General features: G+C 42.7%; 25 protein-coding genes. 12 read left to right on the forward strand and 13 right to left on the reverse strand.

Annotation, left to right across the window (positions count from 1 at the left end):
• Window positions 1-584: 584 nt before the first annotated feature.
• The 10 genes from SC428_RS12740 (at window position 585) to SC428_RS12785 (ending at window position 12310) form a co-directional block, all read left to right on the forward strand.
• Complete coding sequence (locus SC428_RS12740; RefSeq protein WP_014657562.1) at window positions 585-1628, forward strand: rod shape-determining protein; 1044 nt, start codon at window positions 585-587, stop codon at window positions 1626-1628.
• A gap of 88 nt (window positions 1629-1716) precedes the next feature.
• On the forward strand, window positions 1717-2685 hold the full coding sequence (gene mreC / locus SC428_RS12745) for a rod shape-determining protein MreC (protein WP_070928962.1): 969 nt from the start codon (window positions 1717-1719) through the stop codon (window positions 2683-2685).
• 37 nt (window positions 2686-2722) lie between these two features.
• A complete protein-coding gene (gene mreD / locus SC428_RS12750) occupies window positions 2723-3211 on the forward strand; it encodes a rod shape-determining protein MreD (protein ID WP_070928961.1) in 489 nt (162 codons plus the stop codon).
• Window positions 3212-3250: 39 nt separating this feature from the next.
• Window positions 3251-3838, forward strand: coding sequence for a Maf family protein (locus SC428_RS12755; RefSeq protein WP_070928960.1), 588 nt, complete (start codon window positions 3251-3253; stop codon window positions 3836-3838).
• Window positions 3835-5304 (forward strand): ribonuclease G, encoded by a 1470-nt coding sequence (rng, locus tag SC428_RS12760; protein WP_070928959.1) that lies wholly within the window; start codon window positions 3835-3837, stop codon window positions 5302-5304. The genes SC428_RS12755 and rng overlap by 4 nt, the downstream gene beginning before the upstream one ends.
• 22 nt (window positions 5305-5326) lie before the next feature.
• Complete coding sequence (yhdP, locus tag SC428_RS12765) at window positions 5327-9121, forward strand: AsmA2 domain-containing protein YhdP (protein WP_318707918.1); 3795 nt, start codon at window positions 5327-5329, stop codon at window positions 9119-9121.
• The gene (nit1, locus tag SC428_RS12770; RefSeq protein ID WP_318707919.1) at window positions 9121-9960 is read left to right on the forward strand and encodes a deaminated glutathione amidase; all 840 of its coding nucleotides are present in this window, start codon (window positions 9121-9123) and stop codon (window positions 9958-9960) included. Before yhdP ends, nit1 begins: the two co-directional genes overlap by 1 nt.
• A gap of 22 nt (window positions 9961-9982) precedes the next feature.
• On the forward strand, window positions 9983-11428 hold the full coding sequence (gene tldD / locus SC428_RS12775) for a metalloprotease TldD (protein ID WP_070928956.1): 1446 nt from the start codon (window positions 9983-9985) through the stop codon (window positions 11426-11428).
• Between the two features lie 96 nt (window positions 11429-11524).
• Entirely contained in the window at window positions 11525-12007 is a 483-nt protein-coding gene (locus SC428_RS12780) for a ribonuclease domain-containing protein (RefSeq protein ID WP_318707967.1), read from the forward strand.
• Between the two features lie 9 nt (window positions 12008-12016).
• Window positions 12017-12310 (forward strand): barstar family protein, encoded by a 294-nt coding sequence (locus SC428_RS12785; protein WP_070928954.1) that lies wholly within the window; start codon window positions 12017-12019, stop codon window positions 12308-12310.
• Window positions 12311-12348: 38 nt separating this feature from the next.
• On the opposite strand, the gene SC428_RS12790 is transcribed toward SC428_RS12785, so the two are convergent.
• Together SC428_RS12790 and yjgA are read right to left on the reverse strand one after the other, a co-directional pair.
• Window positions 12349-12669, reverse strand: a complete 321-nt coding sequence (locus tag SC428_RS12790; protein ID WP_140180943.1) for a low molecular weight protein tyrosine phosphatase family protein — start codon at window positions 12667-12669, stop codon at window positions 12349-12351.
• 119 nt (window positions 12670-12788) lie between these two features.
• The gene (gene yjgA / locus SC428_RS12795; protein WP_140186508.1) at window positions 12789-13334 is read right to left on the reverse strand and encodes a ribosome biogenesis factor YjgA; all 546 of its coding nucleotides are present in this window, start codon (window positions 13332-13334) and stop codon (window positions 12789-12791) included.
• Between the two features lie 172 nt (window positions 13335-13506).
• On the opposite strand from yjgA, the gene pmbA reads away from it, so the two are divergent.
• Complete coding sequence (gene pmbA, locus SC428_RS12800; RefSeq protein WP_318707920.1) at window positions 13507-14847, forward strand: metalloprotease PmbA; 1341 nt, start codon at window positions 13507-13509, stop codon at window positions 14845-14847.
• 175 nt (window positions 14848-15022) lie between these two features.
• Here the strand turns inward: pmbA and rnk are convergent, their stop codons facing one another.
• The 11 genes from rnk to kdsD all read right to left on the reverse strand — a co-directional run bounded on the left by rnk (window position 15023) and on the right by kdsD (window position 23138).
• A complete protein-coding gene (rnk, locus tag SC428_RS12805; protein WP_140180937.1) occupies window positions 15023-15433 on the reverse strand; it encodes a nucleoside diphosphate kinase regulator in 411 nt (136 codons plus the stop codon).
• Window positions 15434-15787: 354 nt separating this feature from the next.
• The gene (npr, locus tag SC428_RS12810) at window positions 15788-16060 is read right to left on the reverse strand and encodes a PTS phosphocarrier protein NPr (RefSeq protein WP_070928950.1); all 273 of its coding nucleotides are present in this window, start codon (window positions 16058-16060) and stop codon (window positions 15788-15790) included.
• On the reverse strand, window positions 16060-16911 hold the full coding sequence (gene rapZ / locus SC428_RS12815; RefSeq protein WP_008912624.1) for an RNase adapter RapZ: 852 nt from the start codon (window positions 16909-16911) through the stop codon (window positions 16060-16062). Before rapZ ends, npr begins: the two co-directional genes overlap by 1 nt.
• A 298-nt stretch (window positions 16912-17209) precedes the next feature.
• Window positions 17210-17677: a PTS IIA-like nitrogen regulatory protein PtsN gene (gene ptsN / locus SC428_RS12820; protein ID WP_070928949.1), complete on the reverse strand. Its 468-nt coding sequence runs from the start codon at window positions 17675-17677 to the stop codon at window positions 17210-17212.
• Window positions 17678-17924: 247 nt separating this feature from the next.
• Window positions 17925-18212, reverse strand: coding sequence for a ribosome hibernation promoting factor (gene hpf, locus SC428_RS12825; RefSeq protein WP_070928948.1), 288 nt, complete (start codon window positions 18210-18212; stop codon window positions 17925-17927).
• A gap of 23 nt (window positions 18213-18235) precedes the next feature.
• Window positions 18236-19681: an RNA polymerase factor sigma-54 gene (rpoN, locus tag SC428_RS12830; protein WP_070928947.1), complete on the reverse strand. Its 1446-nt coding sequence runs from the start codon at window positions 19679-19681 to the stop codon at window positions 18236-18238.
• 31 nt (window positions 19682-19712) lie between these two features.
• A complete protein-coding gene (gene lptB, locus SC428_RS12835) occupies window positions 19713-20438 on the reverse strand; it encodes an LPS export ABC transporter ATP-binding protein (protein ID WP_070928946.1) in 726 nt (241 codons plus the stop codon).
• A 5-nt stretch (window positions 20439-20443) separates the two neighbouring features.
• Window positions 20444-20992 carry a lipopolysaccharide ABC transporter substrate-binding protein LptA gene (lptA, locus tag SC428_RS12840; protein ID WP_070928945.1) on the reverse strand — a complete coding sequence of 183 codons (549 nt, stop codon included), beginning with the start codon at window positions 20990-20992 and terminating at the stop codon, window positions 20444-20446.
• On the reverse strand, window positions 20976-21569 hold the full coding sequence (gene lptC / locus SC428_RS12845) for an LPS export ABC transporter periplasmic protein LptC (RefSeq protein WP_070928944.1): 594 nt from the start codon (window positions 21567-21569) through the stop codon (window positions 20976-20978). Before lptC ends, lptA begins: the two co-directional genes overlap by 17 nt.
• Window positions 21570-21594: 25 nt before the next feature.
• Window positions 21595-22155, reverse strand: a complete 561-nt coding sequence (gene kdsC / locus SC428_RS12850; protein ID WP_070928943.1) for a 3-deoxy-manno-octulosonate-8-phosphatase KdsC — start codon at window positions 22153-22155, stop codon at window positions 21595-21597.
• 14 nt (window positions 22156-22169) lie between these two features.
• Entirely contained in the window at window positions 22170-23138 is a 969-nt protein-coding gene (kdsD, locus tag SC428_RS12855) for an arabinose-5-phosphate isomerase KdsD (RefSeq protein ID WP_070928942.1), read from the reverse strand.
• Window positions 23139-23738: 600 nt separating this feature from the next.
• Here kdsD and mlaF point away from each other — a divergent pair.
• On the forward strand, window positions 23739-24542 hold the full coding sequence (mlaF, locus tag SC428_RS12860; protein ID WP_070928941.1) for a phospholipid ABC transporter ATP-binding protein MlaF: 804 nt from the start codon (window positions 23739-23741) through the stop codon (window positions 24540-24542).
• Window positions 24543-24546 lie beyond the last annotated feature (4 nt).

Consider the following 24546-nt stretch of genomic DNA (forward strand, 5'->3'; position numbering starts at 1 on the left):
TGCGCACCTGCTACTATTGTAATTAATTTGTAAAAATGTAATTTTTTCTGGTATAAAACCTATTTTATCGTGCAAAATATCATGTTGCGAAGCGTTATGTTTATGTGTCAGTGGTATTACCTAGGTTCTAGAGTAGATTATTGGACTAACATACAGAAAATGAACATATTTAGCTGTGAAGTCAGTCGATGTGCAGCGATAAAAAAAATAACAAAAGATTATTTGAACTTGTAGTCATAAAAACTTGTCAACACAGGGTGAAATAAAAGACGGCGTATATAACAACCAATACGCTATTATTTATTGATGCGCTTTAAAATTTACGTATCAATAGGCTTAAAATATATCGAGGAACGGCGGGTTAACAACGCTGCAACTTGACGTAAGATAAGTACCAATAGCTATCTTAAAGGTTGTTATCTGCTTCGTTTCTAAAAGAGGCATGTGCAGTATTTGTGCTGTTACAACAGATGGATTAACCATATTTTTAGAAGCTGCTCATTAACGCCTTGAGACAGCTTCAAGTGGTTGGTAGAGTAGACGGGTTTTTATTCGTCCCCAGCTTGCAGGATAACCCTTTCGTTATGTTTAAAAAATTTCGTGGCATGTTTTCTAATGACCTGTCAATTGACTTGGGTACGGCCAATACCCTCATTTATGTCAAAGGACAAGGCGTAAAATTAAATGAACCTTCTGTTGTCGCTATTCGCCAAGACCGTTCTGGTACACCAAAAAGCGTTGCTGCGGTGGGTGGTGAAGCTAAGCAAATGCTGGGGCGTACACCGGGTAATATTTCAGCAATAAGACCAATGAAAGATGGGGTTATTGCAGATTTTTTCCTTACGGAAAAAATGCTACAGCATTTTATCAAACAGGTGCATAGCAACAGCTTTCTTCGTCCAAGCCCTCGTGTGCTAGTTTGTGTGCCAGTTGGTGCAACACAAGTTGAACGTAAAGCAATCCGTGAATCTGCACTGAGTGCAGGTGCACGCGAAGTCTTTTTAATTGAAGAACCAATGGCCGCAGCGATTGGCGCTGGTTTACCTGTTTCTGAAGCGACGGGTTCAATGGTGGTTGATATCGGTGGCGGTACGACTGAAGTCGCTGTCATTTCTTTAAACGGTGTCGTGTATTCTTCTTCAGTACGCATCGGTGGTGACCGTTTTGATGAAGCTATCATTAACTATGTGCGTCGCAATTACGGTTCTTTGATCGGTGAAGCAACCGCTGAGCGTATTAAGCATGGTATAGGTTCTGCTTATCCAACTGATGAAGTGTATGAAATTGAAGTTCGCGGTCGTAACCTTGCTGAAGGTGTTCCTCGTGGCTTTAAAATGAATTCAAATGAAATTTTAGAAGCATTGCAAGAGCCATTAACCGGTATCGTCAGTGCGGTAATGTTGGCATTAGAGCAATGTCCTCCTGAATTGGCATCTGATATTTCAGAACGAGGTATGGTACTTACTGGCGGTGGTGCATTGCTGCGTAACCTCGACCGTTTACTGATGGAAGAGACAGGTATACCTGTAATTGTTGCAGAAGATCCTTTGACCTGTGTTGCCCGTGGTGGTGGCAAGGCATTAGAAATGATCGACATGCATGGCGGCGATCTATTTAGTGATGACTAAATAATGTCGTAAGCGGGCTGAGGTTATTGCCTCAGCCGCTGCTTTTGCCTATTTTTGATCCTCTGAACTTAGTGAAACTCAGCCATACATGAAGCCGATTTTTAGGCGAGGCCCATCTCTCCAGCTGCGAATTTTTATTGCTGTTATTGTTGCAATAGCGCTGGTGGTGATTGACCATCGCTTTGAGCCTTTCAACAAAATCCGTAACTATTTAGATACGGCGGTTAGCCCATTTTACTTTTTGGCTAATGGCCCACGTCAATTTCTTGATAACATCTCTGAAAGCTTTTCCTCACGTGGACAACTTCAGTTTGAAAATAAAGCGCTGCGTCAGGAACTGCTATTAAAAAAGGCGGATAGCCTTTTATTGGAGCAATTAAAACAAGAAAATGCCCGTTTGCGTGAGCTACTTGGTTCTCCACTACGTCAAGACGAACATATGATGGTCACACAAGTGATCTCTGGTGCGAATACACCTTATCGCGACCAAGTGGTTATTGATAAAGGTGAAAATGCCAATGTTTATGAAGGGCAGCCTGTTATCAGTGATAAGGGGGTCGTAGGGCAAGTTGTTGGGGTGAGTCAATTCAATAGTCGTGTTCTACTGATTTGTGATACCACTCATGCACTACCAGTCCAAGTATTACGGAACGATATCCGAGTCATTGCTGCGGGTTCAGGATGTGCAGATGATCTACAACTTGAGCCCTTACCTGAAAATACCGATATCCGTGTTGGTGACGTTCTCGTGACTTCTGGCCTTGGTGGTCGTTTCCCTGAAGGTTATCCTGTGGCTGTGGTTTCAAGTGTTAAACATGATACACAGCGAGCTTATACCATAATCAGCGCAAGGCCGAGTGCAGAGCTACAGCGCTTACGCTATTTATTGCTGTTATGGGGAAATGAAAATGAAGCCATGACGCCGTTACAGCCTTCAGAGGTTTACCGTGCAGCAAACGAGCGCTTAATGAAAGTGCTCCCTCAAGTTTTACCAAATCCAAGTGAAATTCAGGGGCCGCCGCTACCACCATCAATGTCTCCAGCAGTGCAACCATAGGGAAGGTATAGTGGCTATGGTTAAGAGAGGACGCTAAATGGATGAGTATCGTGGCAATGGCCGCAGTATTATCTGGATTTCTTTTTTCATCGCATTGGTTTTACAGCTTATCCCGTGGCCGGAACAATTTGCTTTTTACCGGCCTTCTTGGTTACTGCTGATTTTGATTTACTGGGTGATGGCGCTGCCGCATCGAGTCAGTGTCGGTACCAGTTTTATCCTTGGCATTATTGTTGACTCTATTCAAGGCTCTGCTTTAGGTGTACACGCACTTTCATACAGTATCATTTGCTACCTAGTCTCTTATAAACACCAGTTATTGCGCAATATGGCACTTTGGCAGCAAGCTTTAATGATTGTTTTGCTGACTGTCATTCTTGATATGACCGTGTTTTGGGCCGAATTTGTATCATCTCAGGTATTATTTCATCCTCAAGTATTCTGGAATAGCCTCGTGAATGGTATTCTGTGGCCATGGCTATTTTTACTGTTACGGAAAATTCGCCGTAAGTTTTCAGTATGTTAAGTTTTTAGCAGCAATTCAATTACCTCTGGAACATCGTTTATGAGTTATATCTATTTGGCTTCAGGCTCTCCGAGAAGAAGAGAGCTTGTACAACTATTAGGACATGAATTTGCGATTTTACGTCCTGAAGTTGAGGAGCAATGGCAAGCAGGTGAAACACCCGAAGCTTATGTACAGCGTTTAGCGCGCGACAAATCGCAAGCGGGTGTTCAAATTGCACCAGAAGATCATCCCGTGGTTGGTGCCGACACTATCGTTGTTCTAAATAACCAAATCTTAGAAAAACCACGCAATGAGCAACATGCACAAGAAATGCTGTTAGCATTATCAGGTAAGACTCATCAAGTTATGACCTCTGTAGCAATCTCTGATCAAAAGCGAACATTAAACACCTTGATTGTGACAGATGTGACATTCCGCGAGTTATCATTAGATGAAATACATGATTATATAAAATCAGGTGAGCCTATGGATAAGGCAGGGGCATACGGTATTCAAGGAAAAGGCGGTTGTTACGTGAGACGCATTAATGGCAGTTATCACGCTGTTGTTGGTTTACCGTTAGTCGAAACAGATGAATTAATACAAAGATTTTTAGCGTTAGGTGATGGTAAGGAGATGTCATGACTGCGGAGTTATTAGTAAATATTACACCATCGGAAACGCGCGTTGCTTATATTGATGGTGGGATCTTACAAGAGATCCATGTAGAGCGTGAAGCTAAAAGGGGAATTGTAGGGAATATCTACAAAGGTCGTGTGAGCCGCGTATTACCCGGTATGCAAGCGGCCTTTGTTGATATTGGCCTCGATAAAGCCGCCTTTTTGCATGCATCTGATATCATGCCGCATACTGAATGTATTGCGGGTGATGAGCAGAAAAACTTCCATGTGAGGGATATTGCTGAGCTGGTTAAACAAGGGCAAGACTTAATCGTCCAAGTGGTAAAAGACCCGTTAGGCACCAAAGGTGCGCGTTTAACCACAGATATTACATTACCTTCGCGTTACCTCGTATTTATGCCAGGCGCTTCTCATGTCGGGGTTTCTCAGCGTATTGAAAGTGAAACTGAACGTGAGCGCTTAAAAGAGTGTGTTGCCCAATATTGTGATGAAAATGGTGGCTTTATTATTCGCACTGCCGCAGAAGGGGTAGGAGATGATGAAGTTAGGCAAGACGCGGCTTTTTTAAAACGTTTATGGGCTAAAGTGATTGAGCGGAAAAAGCGCAATGTCACGCGAACTAAGATTTATGGCGAGTTAGCATTAGCTTATCGGATCATTCGTGATTTTGCAGGGGCGTCATTAGATAGAATTCGTGTGGATTCTCGACTAACCTATAAACAGTTACAAGAATTTATCGAAGAATATGTGCCAGAAATGACGGCTAAGCTTGAATTGTATCAAGGTAATCAGCCGATCTTCGATCTATTCGATGTTGAAAACGAAATTCAGCGAGCAATGGATCGAAAAGTTGAATTGAAATCAGGTGGTTATTTAATTATTGACCAAACTGAGGCCATGACAACCATTGATATTAATACAGGGGCCTTTGTTGGTCATCGTAATCTTGAAGAAACGATATTCAATACCAATATCGAAGCGACTCAAGCGATAGCCCGTCAGTTACGGTTAAGAAATTTAGGCGGGATCATTATTATTGATTTTATCGATATGAGTGATATTGAACATCGCCGCCGTGTTTTAGCCTCTTTAGAGCAAGCACTCAGTAAAGATAAAGTGAAAACGACCATTAATGGCTTTTCACAATTAGGTTTGGTTGAAATGACGCGCAAACGCACGCGTGAAAGCCTTGAACACGTACTTTGCGATGTGTGTCCGACCTGCCAAGGGCGCGGTACAGTGAAATCTGTTGAAACCGTGTGCTATGAGATTTTACGTGAAATTGTGCGAGTTCATCGCAGTATTGATGCCGATCGTTTCTTGGTGTATGCATCACAATCGGTGGTCGATATTCTCACTGGTGATGAATCTCATGCCCTAGCAGAAGTGGAAATTTTTGTTGGAAAACAAGTTAAAGTTCAGACTGAACCGCTATACAGTCAGGAACAATTTGATGTCGTCATGATGTAGTTTTTAGGTGAAGGAGAAACGGGTGAAGCGACTGCCACGAGTAGTATGGATGACGACGGCTATCGTGCTGCTGCTTTGTGCATTGCTGCTAACAGGATTACGTTTTTTCTTACCGAACATTAATCATTATAGGCCAGACATCATTGCTTATATTGAAGAAAACAGTGATATCTCCTTACAAATTGGGGAAATTACAGGGGCTTGGCAGTCATTTGGGCCTGTATTGACCCTCAACAATGTCGTGGTTAACTACGCTGATGCAGATGCCAAAGCGAGCCAAATTGCGATTGAGCTGGACATATGGCGCTCGTTACTTTCACTAAAGTGGCGTTTTCGCGATATTACATTCTATCAGCTGGATGTTGATTATAAGATCCCGCTCAGCTTTGAAGGCAACGATCAACCTATCGATAGCGATAGTATAGAAGGTCTGTTTTTAAAGCAATTTAATCACTTCACCTTAAAAAATAGCCGCTTTACTTTTCTGACTCCATCAGAGCAAAAAACGACTCTACTCTTGCCTGAACTGACATGGTTGAATGAGCAAGAGCGTCATCGTGCCCAAGGTTTTGTTAGCTTAGAAACGATTAACAAACAGCACGGTTATTTACAGGTTAAAATCGATGTTAAAGACAAAAATGGAATTTTGAGTGATGGTACGGTTTATTTACAAGCCGATAATATTGATATGCAGCCATGGCTAAGTCGTTGGTTGCGTGAGAATACTGGGCTGCGCGACGCTAACTTTAGTTTGTCATCATGGGTTACGATTAAAAATAATCGTATCGATAGTGGATTGCTGCAATTGCGCCAAGGTGAAGCCAATTGGGGGCAAGCACCACTAGCGCAAAACCTACAAGTCAACGATTTGTTGATCCGCATGAGACGGCAAGGAGAAGGTTGGCTATTTAACATTCCTGAGTTGAACACCCTTAAGACCAATGAGTATATTTGGCCAAATGGCAGTGTTTCAGTGCTGTATCTCCCCTCATCGGCTAAGTATCACCAAAAAGATCATTGGCGGATACGTGCTCAGGATATTGAATTAGAACGATTAAGCGAGGTCTTACCGACATTTTCATTTGTGACCCCTGAAACGGTGCAAGACTGGCAACATCGCCAACCAAAAGGATTGCTGTCCGCTTTTTCGTTAGATATTACCCCTGATCAGCTCGACCATACCCAAATAGATATGGATTGGCAGGATGTCAGTTGGAAAAAATGGAAACAACTGCCTTCGGTCGATCATTTTACAGGAGTATTGGTTGGAAACATGCAGCGTGGGGTGCTTGAGGCGAGTTTAGAAAATAGCGAAGTCGATTATCAACCTGAATTTAAAGCACCTTTTCAGATCAGCCAAGCCACAGGGCAAATACATTGGCTTAATGATGACAAACAATTCAAGTTGTGGAGTGATGGGCTGGATGTCCAAGCAACTTCATTATGGGCAAATGGCCAATTTAGCTTTTTAAAGTCGAAGCAAACTGATGAAGACGATCTGAGTATTTTAGCCGGGATCCGTGTCAGTGATGCAGGTGATGCATGGCGCTATTTTCCACAGCAATTGATGGGACAAGATCTGGCTGATTATTTGTCGAAAGCGGTGATCGCAGGGCAGGTAAATGATGCGACCTTAACCTTCAAAGGCAATCCTCAAAATTTTCCGTTTTATCGAAATGATGGACAATTCCAAGTCTTTGTTCCGCTTAGAAAAGCCACGTTTGAGTATGATGAAGGCTGGCCTGCGTTGCTTAACTTAGACATCGATTTAGATTTTCAACGTAATGGTTTAGCCATGCGCGCAGACAGCGTTAAGTTAGGTGATGCTACCGCGACAAACTTAACGGCAGACATTCCTAATTATCTGCATGAAATGTTATTTATTAACGCCGATATTGCAGGCACTGGGGCTCAAATTCAGCATTATTTCACCTCGACACCCATGAAGCATTCTATTGGCGACACGCTAGATGAACTGCAAATAGGCGGTGGAATAACAGGTGATCTGTCATTGGCCATTCCGTTGTCTCAAGGTCAAGATGTTGTGGCAAAAGGCCATGTTCACTTGAATAAAAATGATTTATTTATTAAATCAATTGATAGCAAATTAACTGCGCTTAGTGGTAGTTTTCAGTTTAATAACGGTGATTTGAGCAGCGATAAATTGCAAGGTCATTGGTTTGGTCAGCCTGTTGATATCAATTTTTCAACAGCGGACACTCCGAAAAACTACCAAGTGAATGTCGATTTAGCTGGCAATTGGGATGTGGCAAAAATCGCTCAATTACCTAATTCAATCAAGCAAAAACTTTCCGGAACCAGTGACTGGAAAAGTCATGTTGAAATCAAACTTCCTAATTCAGCCGCTGAGCCAATGGCTCTGACCGTCGAATTTACCGCAGGTTTAGACAAACTGAATAGTTTGTTGCCAGCTTTGGATGGCCATTTGCTGAAAGAATTAGCAACGATCACTGCGACGGCTCAAGGCTCAACAACCCACTTAACCATTGGTGGCGATATCGGGCAGCGTATTGGTTTCAATACTGAGTGGGATCTCAGTTCACCCAAACTACACTTAAATAAAGGTACTTTGGCTCAATGGAAAGGGAATGTACCAAAGCTTCCAAACTCATCAACGTTATTAGCTGATTTACCTGCTGTCACGAATAGTGGTTGGCTGCGATTTATCGATACTGTGTTTTCATCGGATCAGACTACTCAGCCAATCAATATTGGTTTACCTGAAACCGTAACGGTGAAGACACCATCCCTGTCTTTAGGTGGGCAAGCTTGGAAAGATGTTGATCTGTCCTTTAGTTTGTCAGCGGTAGATCAGTTAATAAAAGTGTCCAGCGAGAATTTAAAGGCGGAGTTACAAATCTACTCTCAGCAGCCTTGGGTGCTGAATATCGATTATCTGTATTACAACCCAAGCGCATTCCCAGGGCAAGAAACTAACAGTGATAATGATGGTGGTGCATTTAATTTTAGTCACTGGCCTGAAATGGAAATACGTTGCCGAGATTGTTGGGCCGCAGGGCAAAAATTAGGTGAAGTCAAAGCGCATTTGAAACCACAGGGAAATATTTTACAACTGACTGATGGAACGTTAATTAACAGCGCAACGCAGTTAAAATTAGCTGCGGTTTGGCAAAGTGGCTCGCAGAACCGTACGCAGGTAGCCGGTTCCTTGAGTGGTGAGCAATTCGATGAAACTGCCGCCTATTACGGTGTGTTAGTCCCTATTATCGATTCACCTTATACCCTCGATTTTGAGCTAAATTGGCAAGATGTGCCATGGTCGTTAGATATGGCCACATTGGATGGTAAATTGTCGGCTAAACTTGGCAAAGGGGCTATCGCGAAAATGGGCGGTGGGCGAGCAGGGCAGTTATTGCGCTTAGTCAGTTTTGACGCGTTGTTACGTAAGCTACAATTTGATTTTCGTGATACCTTTAGTAATGACTTTGACTTTGATTCAATTAAAGGTAATGCGGTGATCCAAAATGGTATCCTATCAACTAAAGATCTCTATATTGATGGCTTAGTTGCAGATATTGCATTAAATGGGCAAATTGACTTAGTGAAACGTCAAATTAATGGTGAAGCCATCGTTACCCCAGAAATATCTGCTACAGTTGGTGTGGCAACCGCGTTTGCGGTCAATCCAATTGCAGGTGCGGCAGTATTTGCTGCATCAAAAGTATTAGGTCCATTATGGAGTAAAATTTCTGTCATACGCTATCGTGTGTCAGGAAGTTTGGATGAACCAAAAATTGATGAAGTATTGCGTCAGCTAAAGGAGACTCAAGAGTAATGAAAAATGGCAATGTTGCACTTTTGCAGTTATGCAGTGGTAAAAATACTAAACATAATTTGGCACAGATTGAGCAGCAGATTAAACAGTTGCCAGATACTGTTGAGCTAGTATTAACACCAGAAAATGCATTGTTGTTTGCCGATGCAGCAATTTACCGTAAACAAGCCGAACAGGAAGGGCAGGGGCCGCTCCAAGAAGCGATTGCCAATATGGCAAAACGCTACAATGTTTGGATTTTAATTGGTTCTATGCCACTCATTAGCCGTGAAGATCCAGAGCGGATCACAAGTAGCAGTATTTTAATTGATTCCAAAGGAAATATTCAGGCGCGTTATGACAAAATTCATATGTTTGATGTGAATATTGAAGATGAGCAAGGCACATACAATGAATCCGTTATTTATCAGCGCGGCGAACATATTACTGTCGTGGATACGCCTGTAGGTCGCTTAGGCATGACCATTTGCTACGATTTACGCTTCCCAGGCCTATTCCAAGCCTTGCGTGAGCAAGGCGCAGAAATTATCTCTGTACCGGCCGCATTTACCCGCTACACAGGGCAGGCTCACTGGGAACCATTATTACGAGCCAGAGCGATTGAAAACCAATGCTTTGTATTAGCACCTGCTCAGGTCGGTGTCCATGGGACGCGTCGTACATGGGGGCACAGCCTCGCGGTGGATGGCTGGGGTAAAGTAATGAAAAAGAACGTTGATGCTGTTGCAGCAACGGTTTTAAATATTCAAACAGAAAGTCTGAATGGAATGCGTGAGCAGATCCGTGTGGTGAAACATAACCGCTTTAGACCACAACTGACTTCACTGATTAAAAAATAAACGACAACAAAGAGTAACCAATATGAGTTTAGCTTCTGTCAGCGACCATTTGCTGGCTGCCAATGGTCTTGACCACCAAAAACTGTACGATACACTCGGCCTGTTATCTGAGCGCAAGCTAGATTATGCCGATCTTTATTTCCAATCTAGCTACCATGAAGCATGGGTGTTGGAAGATCGCATCATCAAAGATGGCTCTTATAATATCGACCAAGGTGTTGGGGTCAGAGCCGTACACGGTGAAAAAACCGGTTTTGCCTATGCCGATCAGATTTCATTGATTGCATTACAGCAAAGTGCGACTGCGGCACGTAGTATTGTTGGTGAGCAAGGTAATGGTCAGTCACAAATTTTGACTGAAGTTGGCTATAAGAAGCTCTATTCAGAAGCGGATCCACTGCATAGTCTATCGCGAGAAGACAAAATTGCATTACTGCATCGTGTCGATCAAGTTGCCAGAGCTGAAGATCCTCGTGTCATTGAAGTTAATGCCAGTTTAACTGGGGTATATGAGCAAGTGCTAGTAGCTGCGACGGATGGAACATTAGCTGCGGATATTCGCCCATTAGTTCGTATGTCAGTCAGTGTATTGGTTGAACATGATGGTAAACGTGAACGCGGTGCAAGTGGCGGCGGTGGTCGTTATGGCTATGAATATTTCCTTGAAGTTCATCAAGGCCAAGTGCTCGCGGAGCAGTATGCTAAAGAAGCTGTTCGTATGGCATTGGTTAATTTGTCTGCGATTGCCGCACCAGCAGGAATGATGCCTGTTGTATTGGGTGCTGGCTGGCCGGGTGTATTGCTGCATGAAGCAGTGGGTCATGGTTTAGAAGGTGATTTCAATCGTCGTGGCACCTCTGTTTTTTCCGGACAAATGGGTGAGCTGGTGGCTTCACCATTGTGTACTGTTGTGGATGATGGCACTATTGCTGGCCGTCGTGGCTCTTTAGCTATCGACGATGAAGGGGTACCGGGTCAATACAATGTATTGATTGAAAATGGGATCTTGAAAAATTATATACAGGATAAGCTAAATGCTCGTTTGATGGGACGGGCTCCAACAGGTAATGCACGTCGTGAATCTTATGCACACCTGCCTATGCCACGCATGACTAATACTTATATGTTAGCGGGGGATTCTACACCGGAAGATATTATTGCGAGTGTCGATAAAGGTATCTATGCGCCAAACTTTGGTGGCGGGCAAGTCGATATTACTTCTGGCAAGTTTGTTTTCTCAACCTCTGAAGCTTATCTGATTGAAAACGGTAAAATCACTTCACCAGTAAAAGGCGCTACCTTGATTGGTTCAGGTGTTGAAGCTATGCAGCAGATCTCAATGGTAGGTAATGATCTGGCCCTCGATAAAGGGGTTGGGGTGTGTGGAAAAGAAGGACAAAGTGTACCCGTTGGTGTTGGACAGCCTACACTAAAACTGGATAAGATGACGGTTGGCGGCACGGCATAACCTATCCTCTAAATAATTTGAGATGCAGGTAGACACTGCATCTCGAAGTATGATGAATATTCGGATATAAACCAAAACCAAGGAAGGAGCTCGATGATGAATAAACGTGTGATTTCTCTGGTGTTGATGGCCATTTTGATTGTTCTGAGCCTGTATTTTAATACTGGAGAGCAGCAAGGGGCAAAGCAGGCAGACACGCCTGTTACAACAACAGAGCAAACAATAGCAGTTCAAAATGCTCAAAAGATTGACGAGTTAACTAAACAAGCCAATGTAGTGAGTTATCTCCAAAAGCACCAACAGTTACCGAGTTTTTATATCACCAAAAAAGCGGCTCGTGATGCAGGCTGGAACCCTAAGCGGGGCAATCTCTGTGAAGCGCTCCCCGGTAAAGCGATTGGTGGTGACCGATTCTCTAACCGTGAAAAACAATTACCTACAGCACCTAATCGTCAGTGGTATGAAGCTGATCTGAACTACAATTGCGGTCACCGAGGAGCCGATCGTTTGCTATACTCTTCAGATGGCATGATTTATGTCACCGCAGATCACTATAAAAGCTTCGAAAAGATCAATTAAGGTACTTGAATGAGTAGTCGTGTCGCCATCTTTAATTTTCAGCAAATAGACAGTATTGATGATTTTTATCGCCAATTTGAGCTGCAATTTTCATTGCCAGTTTGGTTTGGTAAAAATCTTGATGCGTTATGGGATATGGTGTCGGCAGGTATTGAATTACCTGTCGCCATTGTATTTACCCATATTACCGATGAACAAAAAGTCCAATTTGAAGATATTATTGCGATTATGCATGATGGCCATGATTTATGGGGCGATGATCTGCTGTTTGTCTGTGAAAACGCAGATGACAGCCCAAGTTGAGTGCTCAGGTTTTAGGTGAGCACGCGGCATTGATATTTTCAGGTCATGAACGCAGGGATCGCCGCCTTAAAAATATCAACCAGTTCAGGATCCATATAGCGATATTCATCTGGAATATCCAGTACATGTACTGGCTTGTGTTCTAATAATCGAAAAAAGTCGGCCGAGAGCCGGCTTTTATGTTTATGTTCCATAACGAAAATCACATCAGCCCAACGAATAAGATCTGCGGTTACTCTACGTTTTGCATTGCGGCTGGTGCCAGCAGAACGGACTGACCAATCAGCATGGTTGCGCCAGACTTGCTCAGCGGTTGGGCTACGCCACTGATTACGACTACATATAAACAGAATATTCATTCAATATTTAGTATTTTATCCAAACTTTAGTAAACATCCGACGGGATATTGGAAAAGTAGAAACGGAAAAGATAGCCATCGAAAGCCCCCTAAACCGCGATGGCATAGGGGAGTGTTAATTAAGCTGATTCAGATAACTCTTTCAGATATTGGAAGATCTGACGGAAGGCTTTTGGTGGTTTATTGGCTTCTCGCTCTTTTTTAGCGTTACGCACTAATACTCGCAATTGTTGCCTATCAGTATGTGGGAACAGAGCGACGACTTCTTCAATCACATCGTCACCATTTTCGACCAATCTAATACGTAGATCTTCTAGCTTATGTAAAATAACCACTTGTTGGTTATGGCGATTTTTTAGCTTATCTAATGCTTCAGTAATGGGTTCTACATCGCGGGCACGTAATAACTTACCAATATACTGTAACTGGCGACGGCGACCTTCACGTTTAATTTTTTGTGCCAGTTCAATTGATTCAAGTAGCTGACTATCAAGAGGAATACGTTCCAGCTCACTTTTACTCAATTCAACGAGCTCAGCGCCCAGTTTTTTAAGCACTTCTGCGTCGCGTTTAATTTCACTTTTACTGACCCAAATGATCTCATCATCGTCTTCTTCTTGCGGCGCTGGGACATCATCCAGCCAGTCTTCAGGCTGTTTGGCCATATCGATTTCCTTTTTACAGTACGTAGCACAGTAATTTACATGACCTGCTACGTTGTGGGTGTTAACATTGAATATATACTATTGTAACTGGGAAAAAGCCCTAATGACTACCCGACATTGTGTGTTGGTGTGAAAAAAGCCGCTTTTACCTTATTTAATTTGGATTGAGTACATGAATTTAACCGAACAAGTCAACGAACAACGCAAAAATTTGGAAGAGGCTGTTGCACAAGCGCTCTCATTTGCCAAAAATCGTTGTGATGCCGCTGAAGTTGCCGTGAATAAAAGCACTGGGATCAGTGTAAGCACCCGCCAAGGTGAGGTTGAAAATGTTGAATTTAACAGTGATGGCGCTCTCGGGATCACTGTCTACCATAATCAACGTAAAGGTAGTGCATCATCCACTGATTTAAGTCCAGAAGCAATTGAACGTACTGTACAGGCTGCGGTAGATATTGCTCGCTATACATCAGAAGATCCTTGCGCGGGCCCAGCAGAAAAATCTCTTCTCGCTTTTGAAGCACCTGATCTACAACTTTTTCAAGCCAGCAGTCTGACACCTGAACAAGCGATTAAATATGCCTCACAAGCTGAAATGGCAGCGCTTAACGTGGATCCACGGATTGTGAATACCGAAGGTGGAAGCTTTAACGGCCACTATGGCGTGCGCGTGTTCGGTAACTCATATGGCATGTTACAGAGCTATTGTTCAAGCCGTTACTCGATGTCAAGCTGCGTGATTGCTGAAGAAAACGGCGAGATGGAGCGTGATTATGCATATACCATCGGCCGTAGTCTCGATGCGTTGAAATCCCCTGAGTGGGTCGGCCAAGAATGCGCTCGTCGCACCTTATCGCGTTTATCGCCGAGAAAACTGCCTACCATGAAAGCACCTGTCATTTTTGCCGCAGAAGTAGCGACAGGGCTTTTTGGACACTTAGTGGGGGCAATTAGCGGTAGCAGTATCTATCGTAAATCGTCTTTCTTATTAGATAGCTTAGGTAAACAAATTTTACCTGATTGGCTAACGATTAATGAGCAGCCTCACTTAATTGGTGGATTAGCCTCTTCTCCATTTGATAGTGAAGGTGTGCGTACCACGGAACGTAATATTATCGAAAATGGGGTATTACAAACGTGGCTGATGACCTCTTATTCAGCGAGAAAGCTCGGGCTACAAAGTACGGGTCACGCAGGTGGTATCCATAATTGGCGCATTGAAGGCCAAGGTTTATCATTTGATGCATTGCTAAAACAAATGGGAACAGGTCTCATAGTGACTGAGCTAATGGGGCAAGGAGTGAGTGGTATTACCGGTGATTATTCACGCGGAGCTTCAGGTTTTTGGGTAGAGAATGGCGTGATCCAATACCCTGTGAGTGAAATTACCATTGCGGGTAACCTGAGGGATATGTGGGCAAACATTGTGACAATTGCCGATGATATTGAAACTCGTAGCAATATTCAGTGTGGTTCGGTGCTATTGCCTGAAATGAGTATTGCAGGCGAGTAAGCGACTGAGCACTAAAAATACAAAAGGCACTCAACTGAGTACCTTTTGTTGCTGACGAAGTGGGATAAAACGTGGTTTTTCCCACTTCGCGTTGAAAACCAATGAGTTGATTTTCCTTGTTTATTTAAAATCAGCTATTTCAAATCAGCTTATTCACAATCGATGTTTACCGATATTAACGGTGAAACTCGCCTGCTGCCTCTGGTTGGTAAATAATCTCCAACACTCTTACACGCGTTTCAACACCGTTAGGCAATGCCCAGCTGATCTCATCATTCACATGTAGACCCAGTAACGCAGCACCGATTGGCGCCATGACTGAAAGCTGTTCAGCACTGTCTTTCAATGATGCTGGATAAACTAGCGTACGCGTGTGCTCTTCATTGCTGATCAGATCAAGGAAGCGAACAGTACTGTTCATTGTCACTACATCAGCAGGAATTTCTTGAGGGGACACAATGTCCGCACGATCAAGTTCATCATTCAGCGCTTCTGCAACAGGGGTATCTGCATAAGCAGGTTGTTCTAACAGAGCATCTAGGCGCTCTGCATCTAAATCATTAATGATAATTGTTGGCTTTGTCATACCACACTCCAATAGAAACGTACAAAGCAAACACCCCCCACCCATGTTAGGTAGGGGGTGCTGCTAATATATATTTACTCGTCATAATTCAAGTTGCACAAGCTGCGACGTTGTTGACTGTGCTCATTCACACCAATCACATACTGATGTGCTTTTTGAGCAACTCATCACTGGTCGCTTAACGACACCTTATTTGGGGCGCTTAATTGCACTTTGAATTATTCAGAGTGTAAATTCGTTTGTATGAAATATTAGGCTCTTCATGCTTCAAAGGGAAGAGATCGGGATCACGATCTGTGAGCCGTTTTTTGTAAAACAATTGATATTTAGTTCACTACTCATTAGTTGATAATACTAACTTTCATCAAATCCACTTTCAAATAGGTTAATAATCGCGGATAAAGCCTGATGTTCATCAGGGCCGCTAACCTCAATATCAATCGTACTACCTTGTTCCGAGTCTAGCATTAACATGGCAATAACGCTATCCGCCTCTGCCTCAATGTTATTATTATTACGCAAAATTACCTTAGAGTTAAATTTTTTAACTAATTCATAAAGTAACATTGCCGGCCGAGCATGCATACCCAGCCGGTTTTTTAGGGTAATAGTGGCTGTTAGTGCCATTACTTACGCTTTTCTAATGTTCTGTGGCGGGACTGGACGTTTTTGCCCCTTGAGCGGAAATAATCAGCGAGTTGTTCTGCAACATAGACGGAGCGGTGTTTTCCCCCCGTACAACCAATCGCAACAGTGAGGTAGCTACGGTTATTGGTTTCGAGCATCGGCAGCCATAACTCTAGGTAACTGCGTGTTTGATAAATAAAGTTATGAACCTCTGTATGCCTATCGAGGAATGCCGCTACAGGGCGATCAAGACCGGTCATTGGGCGCAATTTCGGATCCCAATGTGGGTTCGGTAAAAAACGCACATCAAAGACATAGTCCGCATCAATAGGAATACCATGTTTAAAGCCAAATGATTCGAACACCATGGTCAGTTCACGCTCGCGTTTGCCCATTAAACGTGTTCTGAGCATTTCTGCTAATTCATGCACTGACATTTCAGATGTGTCTATCACGAGATCGGCACGTGAACGTAGTGGCTCTAGCAGCTCATTTTCTTCATCAATGGCACTTTCAAGTGACAGGTTTTTACTTGAAAGAGGGTGTAACCTGCGGGTATCGCTGTAACGGCGGATCAATGTATTGCGATCTGCGTCCAGAAACAGTAACTGAGGTGAAAAGCTAGAGGGTAACCGATCAAGCGCTTCCTCAAAGATCTCTGGGTTATCAGGCATATTACGCACATCAATGCTCACTGCTGCTGAAATATTACGATCTGCGAGTGAATTGGCCAGTTCTGGAAGCAGCACAACCGGCAGGTTATCTACACAATAGAAACCCATATCTTCCAGCGCACGTAAGGCAACGGATTTCCCCGAACCGGAACGGCCGCTGACAATCATCAGCACCATGAGCTAACTCCCTTTTATTTCTTGTCGGTGATCTTATGATCTCCGATAGTGAATCGATCTTTTGGTTACTTAATTTATACATCACTGAGTATATATGAGTAAAATATCAAAAATTCATACACATGTAACCCAGTGATGATAAAGTATCTCAATTATACTCTAAATGATTCGAGGTGCAGCTAGGCGACAAGTGAACGAGTCGCCAGAAGCATAGTAACTATGTGACTGGTGCGAGTGAACGTAGTCACTTATACCTTAACGAAAAGCGCTGCAACTTGAAGCATGACGAGTATATAACTTACTCGGTAATTATACTATACAGCTCAGCATCGCTTTGTGCAGATCTTAAGCGCTTACAGAATGATTTGTCCGCTAATTTTTTAGCAATTAAAGACAGTGTGTGTAAGTGCGTTTTACATTGATCTGCGGGTACTAACAAAGCAAATAGGAGATCTACAGGCTGATTATCTATTGCATCAAAGGCAATAGGCTCTTCTAGATGTAAAAAAACACCCACCGCTTGTGTGTGCTCTCCCTCTGCGAGTTTGCCGTGAGGAATTGCGATCCCCCCGCCAATGCCAGTAGTTCCAACTTTTTCTCTGGTGAGTAATGCTTCAAATACCGTGTTTTCCGGTAATCCCAACTCGGCGGCAGCCAGTTCACTGATAATCTCTAATGCCCTTTTTTTACTGGTGCAAACAAGATTATTACGTGTACAAGCAGGAGATAATACGGCGCTTAATTGGATTTCTATATCACTATTCATTTTATTGTTCGCTTAGGACTACAAAACCAGCTAGCAGTATACCACTAGCTGGTTTGACCATTTATTTGTGGCTTATCACGATACACGGTGATTGCCCCATATACTCGTCATACTTCAAGTTGCAAGGCTCTTCGTTGAGGTATAAGGGACCACGCTACGCTAGCCGAGTCACATAGTTCATCTATGCTCCCCGTCTATCTTCACTTGTCGCCTACCTGCTTCTTGAATTATTTAGAGTATAAATGTATTAATGTTGTCTCAGTTTTTCTTTGTGTTTGGTTAACTGGCGTGACAGTTTGTCTACCAGTTGGTCGATTGCAGCGTACATATCATTTTCTTCCGCTGACGCATGGAGTTCTGCACCATTAACCTGCACCGTTGCTTCAGCAATTTGCTGAACTTTTTCAACTTTCAACACGACTTGAATGCCGTTGATTCGATCAAATAATTGTTCCAATTTTCTGATCTTTTTCTCAACAGTTTCACGTAATGCAGGTGTGACTTCGATATTGTGTCCAGTAATCTGAAATTCCATACAATCTTCCTTATTTTATTCAATTAAACCAATTTTTTACGTTGGTTTGAGGGCGGAATAGATAACGATTCACGGTACTTAGCGACAGTTCGACGTGCAACCTGAATGCCCTGTTCGGCTAGCATGCTTGTCAATTTACTGTCACTCAATGGTTTTGCTGGGTTCTCAGCAGCAACCAGTTTTTTCACTAATGCACGTATTGCAGTTGAGGAGGCTTCTCCTCCTGTATCGGTACTCACGTGACTAGAGAAAAAATATTTCAACTCAAAAATTCCCCTAGGGCTATGGAGAAACTTTTGGGTTGTCACTCTTGATATGGTCGATTCATGCATATCCACTTGATAGGCGATATCAGCCAGTATCATGGGTTTCATGTATTCATCACCATATTCAAAGAATTCTTGTTGTTGCTCAACAATGCAACATGCTACCTTTAACAAGGTTTCATTGCGGCTTTCTAAGCTTTTAATCAACCATTTAGCATCTTGTAAATGACTACGAATATACTGCGAATCACTTTCACTTACTGAATCTTTTATCAAAGAAGCATAGTGATTATTTATACCTAATTTAGGAATGCTATCTGTATTTAATTCAACTTGCCAGTGTCCGTTGATTTTTTTCACCAGAACATCTGGAATGACATATTCAGACTCTCCGGTATTGATGGATTGCCCCGGTTTTGGGTTGAGAGTCAATATTAAATCTATGGCTATTTTTAGGGCATCTTCTTTTAATCGGGTCAGCTTACTGAGTTGGCGGAAATCACGATTGGCCAATAAATCGATGTGTTGGCTAATAATTGTTCGTGCTTCAGCTAAACCTTCAGTTTCTTTTGGATAAAGGGATAATTGAATAAGCAAACACTCTTTCAGATCTTGTGCAGCGACACCGAGAGGATCAAAGTGTTGGATACGTTTTAGTACCGCTATCACTTCTTCAAGGGTGATCTCCGAGTTGTTAATCCCCTCATGTATATCGCTAATCGAGGTTGTTAAATAGCCTGAATCATCAATCGAATCAATGATTGCTGTAGCAATAGCACGATCTGTTTCGGTAAAAGGGGTTAATTCTGACTGCCAAACTAAATAGTCTTGTAGGGTCTGTGTGGTTTCCCCTTGGTAAACGGGTAGCTCGTCAAAGCTATAGTCGTTACTTGTGCCTGATGGCGTGCCAGCGGTATAAATTTCATCCCAATCAGCGTCAAGAGGCAGCTCATCTGGCATATCATTTTTTTCGAGTGCATCTTTAGTGTCGATTTCACTGCTATCCGCACTCGTTTCGAGGTTATCGAGAGATTCCAGTTCCGAAGCCGTTTCTTCTTGTTCTAGAAGTGGGTTAGTTTCTAGCGCAAGTTGTATCTCTTGTTGTAGCTCAAGCGTAGATAGTTGCAACAAACGGATCGCTTGCTGCAACTGAGGCGTCATTGCCAGTTGCTGACTGATTCTGAGCTGCAAACTTTGCTTCATGAATGATGTTTTCTCCACCTAACACGATAAATTATAGACGGAAGCCTTCCCCCAAATACACTCGTTTTACTTGCTCGTTTTCGAGGATCATTTCAGGCGTACCGTGAGCAATTAAGTGACCTTGGCTAACAATATACGCTCTTTCACAGACATCTAATGTTTCACGCACGTTATGATCCGTGATCAAAACACCTAAACCGTAATCACGTAAGTGTTGGATAATTTTTTTGATATCCAGCACTGAAATAGGGTCAACACCAGCAAACGGCTCATCAAGTAAGATAAATTTGGGGTTTGCGGCGAGCGCGCGAGCTATTTCAACACGGCGACGCTCACCACCAGACAACGACTGACCAAGGCTATCACGCAAATGGGTAATGCTAAACTCTTCCATCAACTCTTCAGCACGTTCTTTACGTTGTTCTGAGTTTAAGTCATGACGAATTTCTAGCACAGCCATTAGGTTATCATAAACGCTGAGACGGCGGAAAATAGAGGCTTCTTGTGGAAGGTAGCCAATACCACGACGTGCACGTTCATGTAACGGTAGAAGGCTAATATCTTCCCCATCGATCGTAATTTTGCCTGCATCCCGCTGGACTATTCCGACCACCATATAAAAGGTGGTGGTTTTACCGGCGCCATTAGGGCCCAGTAGGCCGACAATTTCACCTGATTTCACCTCAAGGCTGACGTCTTCAACCACCTTGCGCTTTTTATATGCTTTTGCCAGATTCTCTGCGGTTAGTGTCGCCATAACGATTATTTACTCTTTCCGTTGTTTGCCGCTGGGCCTTTTTCTTGTAGCTGTGATGGCAATAATACTGTTGTCACACGTTTGCCTTTGTCACTAAACGCTTCCATTTGCTGGGTTGGGACAACATAGGTGATCTTATCACCTTTAATATTGCTATCTAACTGCTCAAGATAGGCATCACCCGTTAGTGTTAAAAGCTCTTTATCAACTTCATAGCGCGCTTTCAACGCGTGGCCTTTGATTGGTTTTCCATCGTCTTGTAACTGGTAAAAGGTCACTGGCGTACCAAAAGCCTCAATCGTAATTTTATCTGAGTTACTGCTTGGACGAGTGACGACGACTTTGTTAGCTCTAATATCTATTGAGCCTTGTTTTACCACCACATCATCTGTAAATGTGGTGACATTTTTTTCTAAATCAAGGGATTGCTTGACCGAATTAATGGTCATTGGTTGCTGCGTATCCGTTTTTAATGCGAAAGCAGGCACGCTAAGAGCAAGAATTGCGCTGGCAACAGCTCCTTGAATAAAACGTTTTTTATTTACTTGATTCATTTTTTTGCTCTTCTTTTTGCAGCACGTAATGAGTTTTTACATCTTCAATTAACTCTGCGGTTCTTGAACGTAGGTTACCGCGCATTTTTAAACCCGTCGAATTAAGACCTTGCCCGATGATAGTGACCTTATCATCCGATGAAACATCTTGAGTTATCAAGTTCACTATTGCATTTTGCGTTGAAATCCGTTGAAGTTGAGAATCGGGGCTTAAACTATCCACTTGAACATCGTTATAGAGATAAAGGATCCTATCATTCGTCAATTTGGCTTTCAGTGAACGTACGGTCCAAGTTGGTACACCAGCTTCGTTATAGGTTGTTAAAACAGGGTTAGTGAACCAAGTCACTTTATCTGCTGTATAATTATCAATTTTATCTGATACCAGCTTGTAGGCCAAATCGCCTACTGGATTATAGACGAATGTCACTGAATCATCGGTTTGATAATTAGGCTGAGCGTTGTCGAGCACGTTATTTACAGGTGCTTCAGTATCATTACCTGCTAGGTTCCAACCAATCAAACCAAGCACAATCAATGATAACAGGATGATTAACCACTTTTTAGCGTTACTCATGGATATATTCTTTTAATCAATAACCTTAAATCGATAAGCCTTTAGCTTCATCAAGTTTGCCTTGTGCCAGAAGGATCAGGTCGCAAAGCTCACGCACCGCGCCTTTACCACCACCAATATGCGTAATGTAATCCGCTTTGGGTAACAAGAGGGGATGCGCGTCTGCAACGGCAACAGAAAGTCCCACTTTTGCCATTACAGGCCAATCGATGAGGTCATCACCAATATAGGCGACTTCTTCTTCCGCTAACTGCAGTGTATCTAACAGTTGATGATACGCCAAAAGCTTATCGCTTTGACCTTGGTAAAGATATGTAATGCCTAGTGTTGCTGCACGATCTTCAAGCAATTTCGCTTTTCTGCCAGTAATAATCGCGACCTCAATGTCGGAGGTTAATAAACAGCGAATACCATAGCCATCACGTACATTAAAAGCTTTCAGTTCTTCACCGTTATTTCCCATATAAATCAGGCCATCAGACATAACACCGTCAACGTCACAAATTAATAATTTAATTTTGGCTGCTTTTTGTAAAACAGACTGAGCCACAAGACCGTAGCAGGTGTCCTGAAATTGAGGATCCATAATCATTCCTTTTTTTATACAACGCCAGCTTGGAGAAGATCATGCATATGTAATACGCCCACTAGCTTATTACCTTCGGCAACCATCAGTGAGGTTACATGCCTAGATTGCATTAAATTAAGTGCTTCTACCGCTAAAATATTGGGGGAGATTTTAATTCCACCACGGGTCATGACATCAGCGATTTTGGCATTATTTAGGTCAATACCCATATCAAAGATACGACGCAGATCACCATCAGTAAAAATACCAGCAATATTCATATCGTCATCACAAATTACGGTCATACCTAATTTTTTGCGAGTAATCTCAATTAAAGCTTCGCGTAACGTGGCTGTTTGAGGAATATGCGGAATATCATCGCCAACGTTCATTAAATCACGAACTAAAAGTAAAAGTTTGCGCCCTAGTGCGCCGCCTGGGTGGGAAAGCGCAAAATCTTCAGCGGTAAAGCCTCTGGCTTTCAACAGAGCGATCGCTAATGCATCACCCATCACGAGTGTTGCGGTTGTGCTTGTCGTTGGTGCAAGCCCTAGAGGGCAAGCTTCTTGTGGGACTTTTATACACAAATGTGCGTCTGCATACTTACCCATATTGCTATTTGGATTACTTGTCATGCAGATCAACGGCACTTTAATACGTTTTAATACAGGCAATAGGGCGAGGATCTCACCGGATTCACCTGAATTGGAAATGGCGAGAACGATATCTTTATTTGTGATCATACCTAAGTCGCCATGGCTGGCTTCTCCTGGGTGAACAAAGAAAGAAGGGGTTCCTGTGCTTGCTAATGTTGCGGCTATTTTTCGCCCAATATGTCCCGATTTTCCCATACCCATAACAACAACTTTCCCTTGGCAGTCAAATATCAGCTGACATGCGTGAGTGAAATCATCGTTGATATATTGTTCTAAGTTTTTTAGGCCTTCACTTTCGATATGGAGGACATCTTTACCTACTTGCTGAAAATCGATGTTTGACATTTTCTGTTCCATGCGTAGCTTTTCAGTTAATCGGATTAGCGAGCGCGAATTGTATAACGAATACTTATTATCAGTAAGTGCTTTGTCGAATCAGTCAAAAATTAATTGTACTTTAATGAATAAAGGCCGTTGGATTAATATACTCATCACACTTCAAGTTGCAGGGCTTTTCGTTAAGCTATCAGAGACGGCATTCAGCCCGCCGAGTCACATAGTTCATCTATGCTTCCTATCTTACCTACCTACACCATGAATTATTTAGAATATAAAAGCTTAACCAAGCGGAGGGGATCCGCACCATAAACTAAACTCAAAAAAAGAAAATTGAGTATTCTCAACTGGTAACAAATTTTTAAAGTCTAAGAGCTATCTGCTTCTATTGTGTAAAAATAATGGTTAACTGTCATTGATTCCCCTGCTATATGTATATATTAGTCATATAAATACACATTTTGAACACCAACGACACATTTAGCACGTTATAATGGTACTAATAAAATCAGGTGCGATATTAGACGATTTTCATTTTATCTTTAGGTAAAATCGCATGTTTAGCGCTTCAAAAAGATAATATTTATGATGTGGTGAGCTATCAAACAAATGCAAGCACAGACAGACAACTTAATCGAAGTACGTGACATGTGTTTTACCCGCGGTAATAGGAAAATATTTGAAAATATTAACCTTTCTGTACCGCGCGGTAAAATAACCGCCATTATGGGGCCATCAGGGATTGGTAAAACCACCTTGTTGCGTCTTATTGGTGGACAGTTACGCCCAAACCAAGGGGAAATTTGGTTTGATGGTGATAATATCCCCAGCTTATCACGCTCAAAACTGTATCAGTCACGTAAAAAAATGAGCATGTTGTTTCAGTCAGGTGCTTTGTTTACTGATATGGATGTGTTCAATAATGTCGCGTTTCCGTTACGTGAACATACCAAATTGCCTGAATCACTGATCCATACGACCGTGATGATGAAACTCGAAGCTGTTGGGTTACGTGGCGCTGCCCGCTTAATGCCTTCTGAATTATCTGGTGGAATGGCAAGACGCGCTGCACTAGCGAGAGCGATAGCACTTGACCCTGATTTGATCATGTTTGATGAGCCATTTGTGGGGCAAGATCCCATCACAATGGGTGTTTTAGTTAAATTGATTGATGAGCTAAATCAGGCGTTAGGTGTGACTTGTGTAGTGGTCTCTCACGATGTCCCTGAAGTGCTTAGTATTGCTGATAAAGCCTATATTGTGGCTCAACAGCACGTAATAGCAAAAGGAACAGGGGATGAATTACGCGATAACCAAGATCCCCGTGTTAGGCAGTTTTTAGATGGTATTGCTGACGGGCCGGTACCATTCCGTTTCCCCGCCAATGATTATCTGGCTGATTTATTAGGGTAAAATA

The sequence above is a fragment of the Providencia sp. 2023EL-00965 genome (genome assembly GCF_033550225.1).
In the GTDB taxonomy this organism is placed as follows: domain Bacteria; phylum Pseudomonadota; class Gammaproteobacteria; order Enterobacterales; family Enterobacteriaceae; genus Providencia; species Providencia manganoxydans.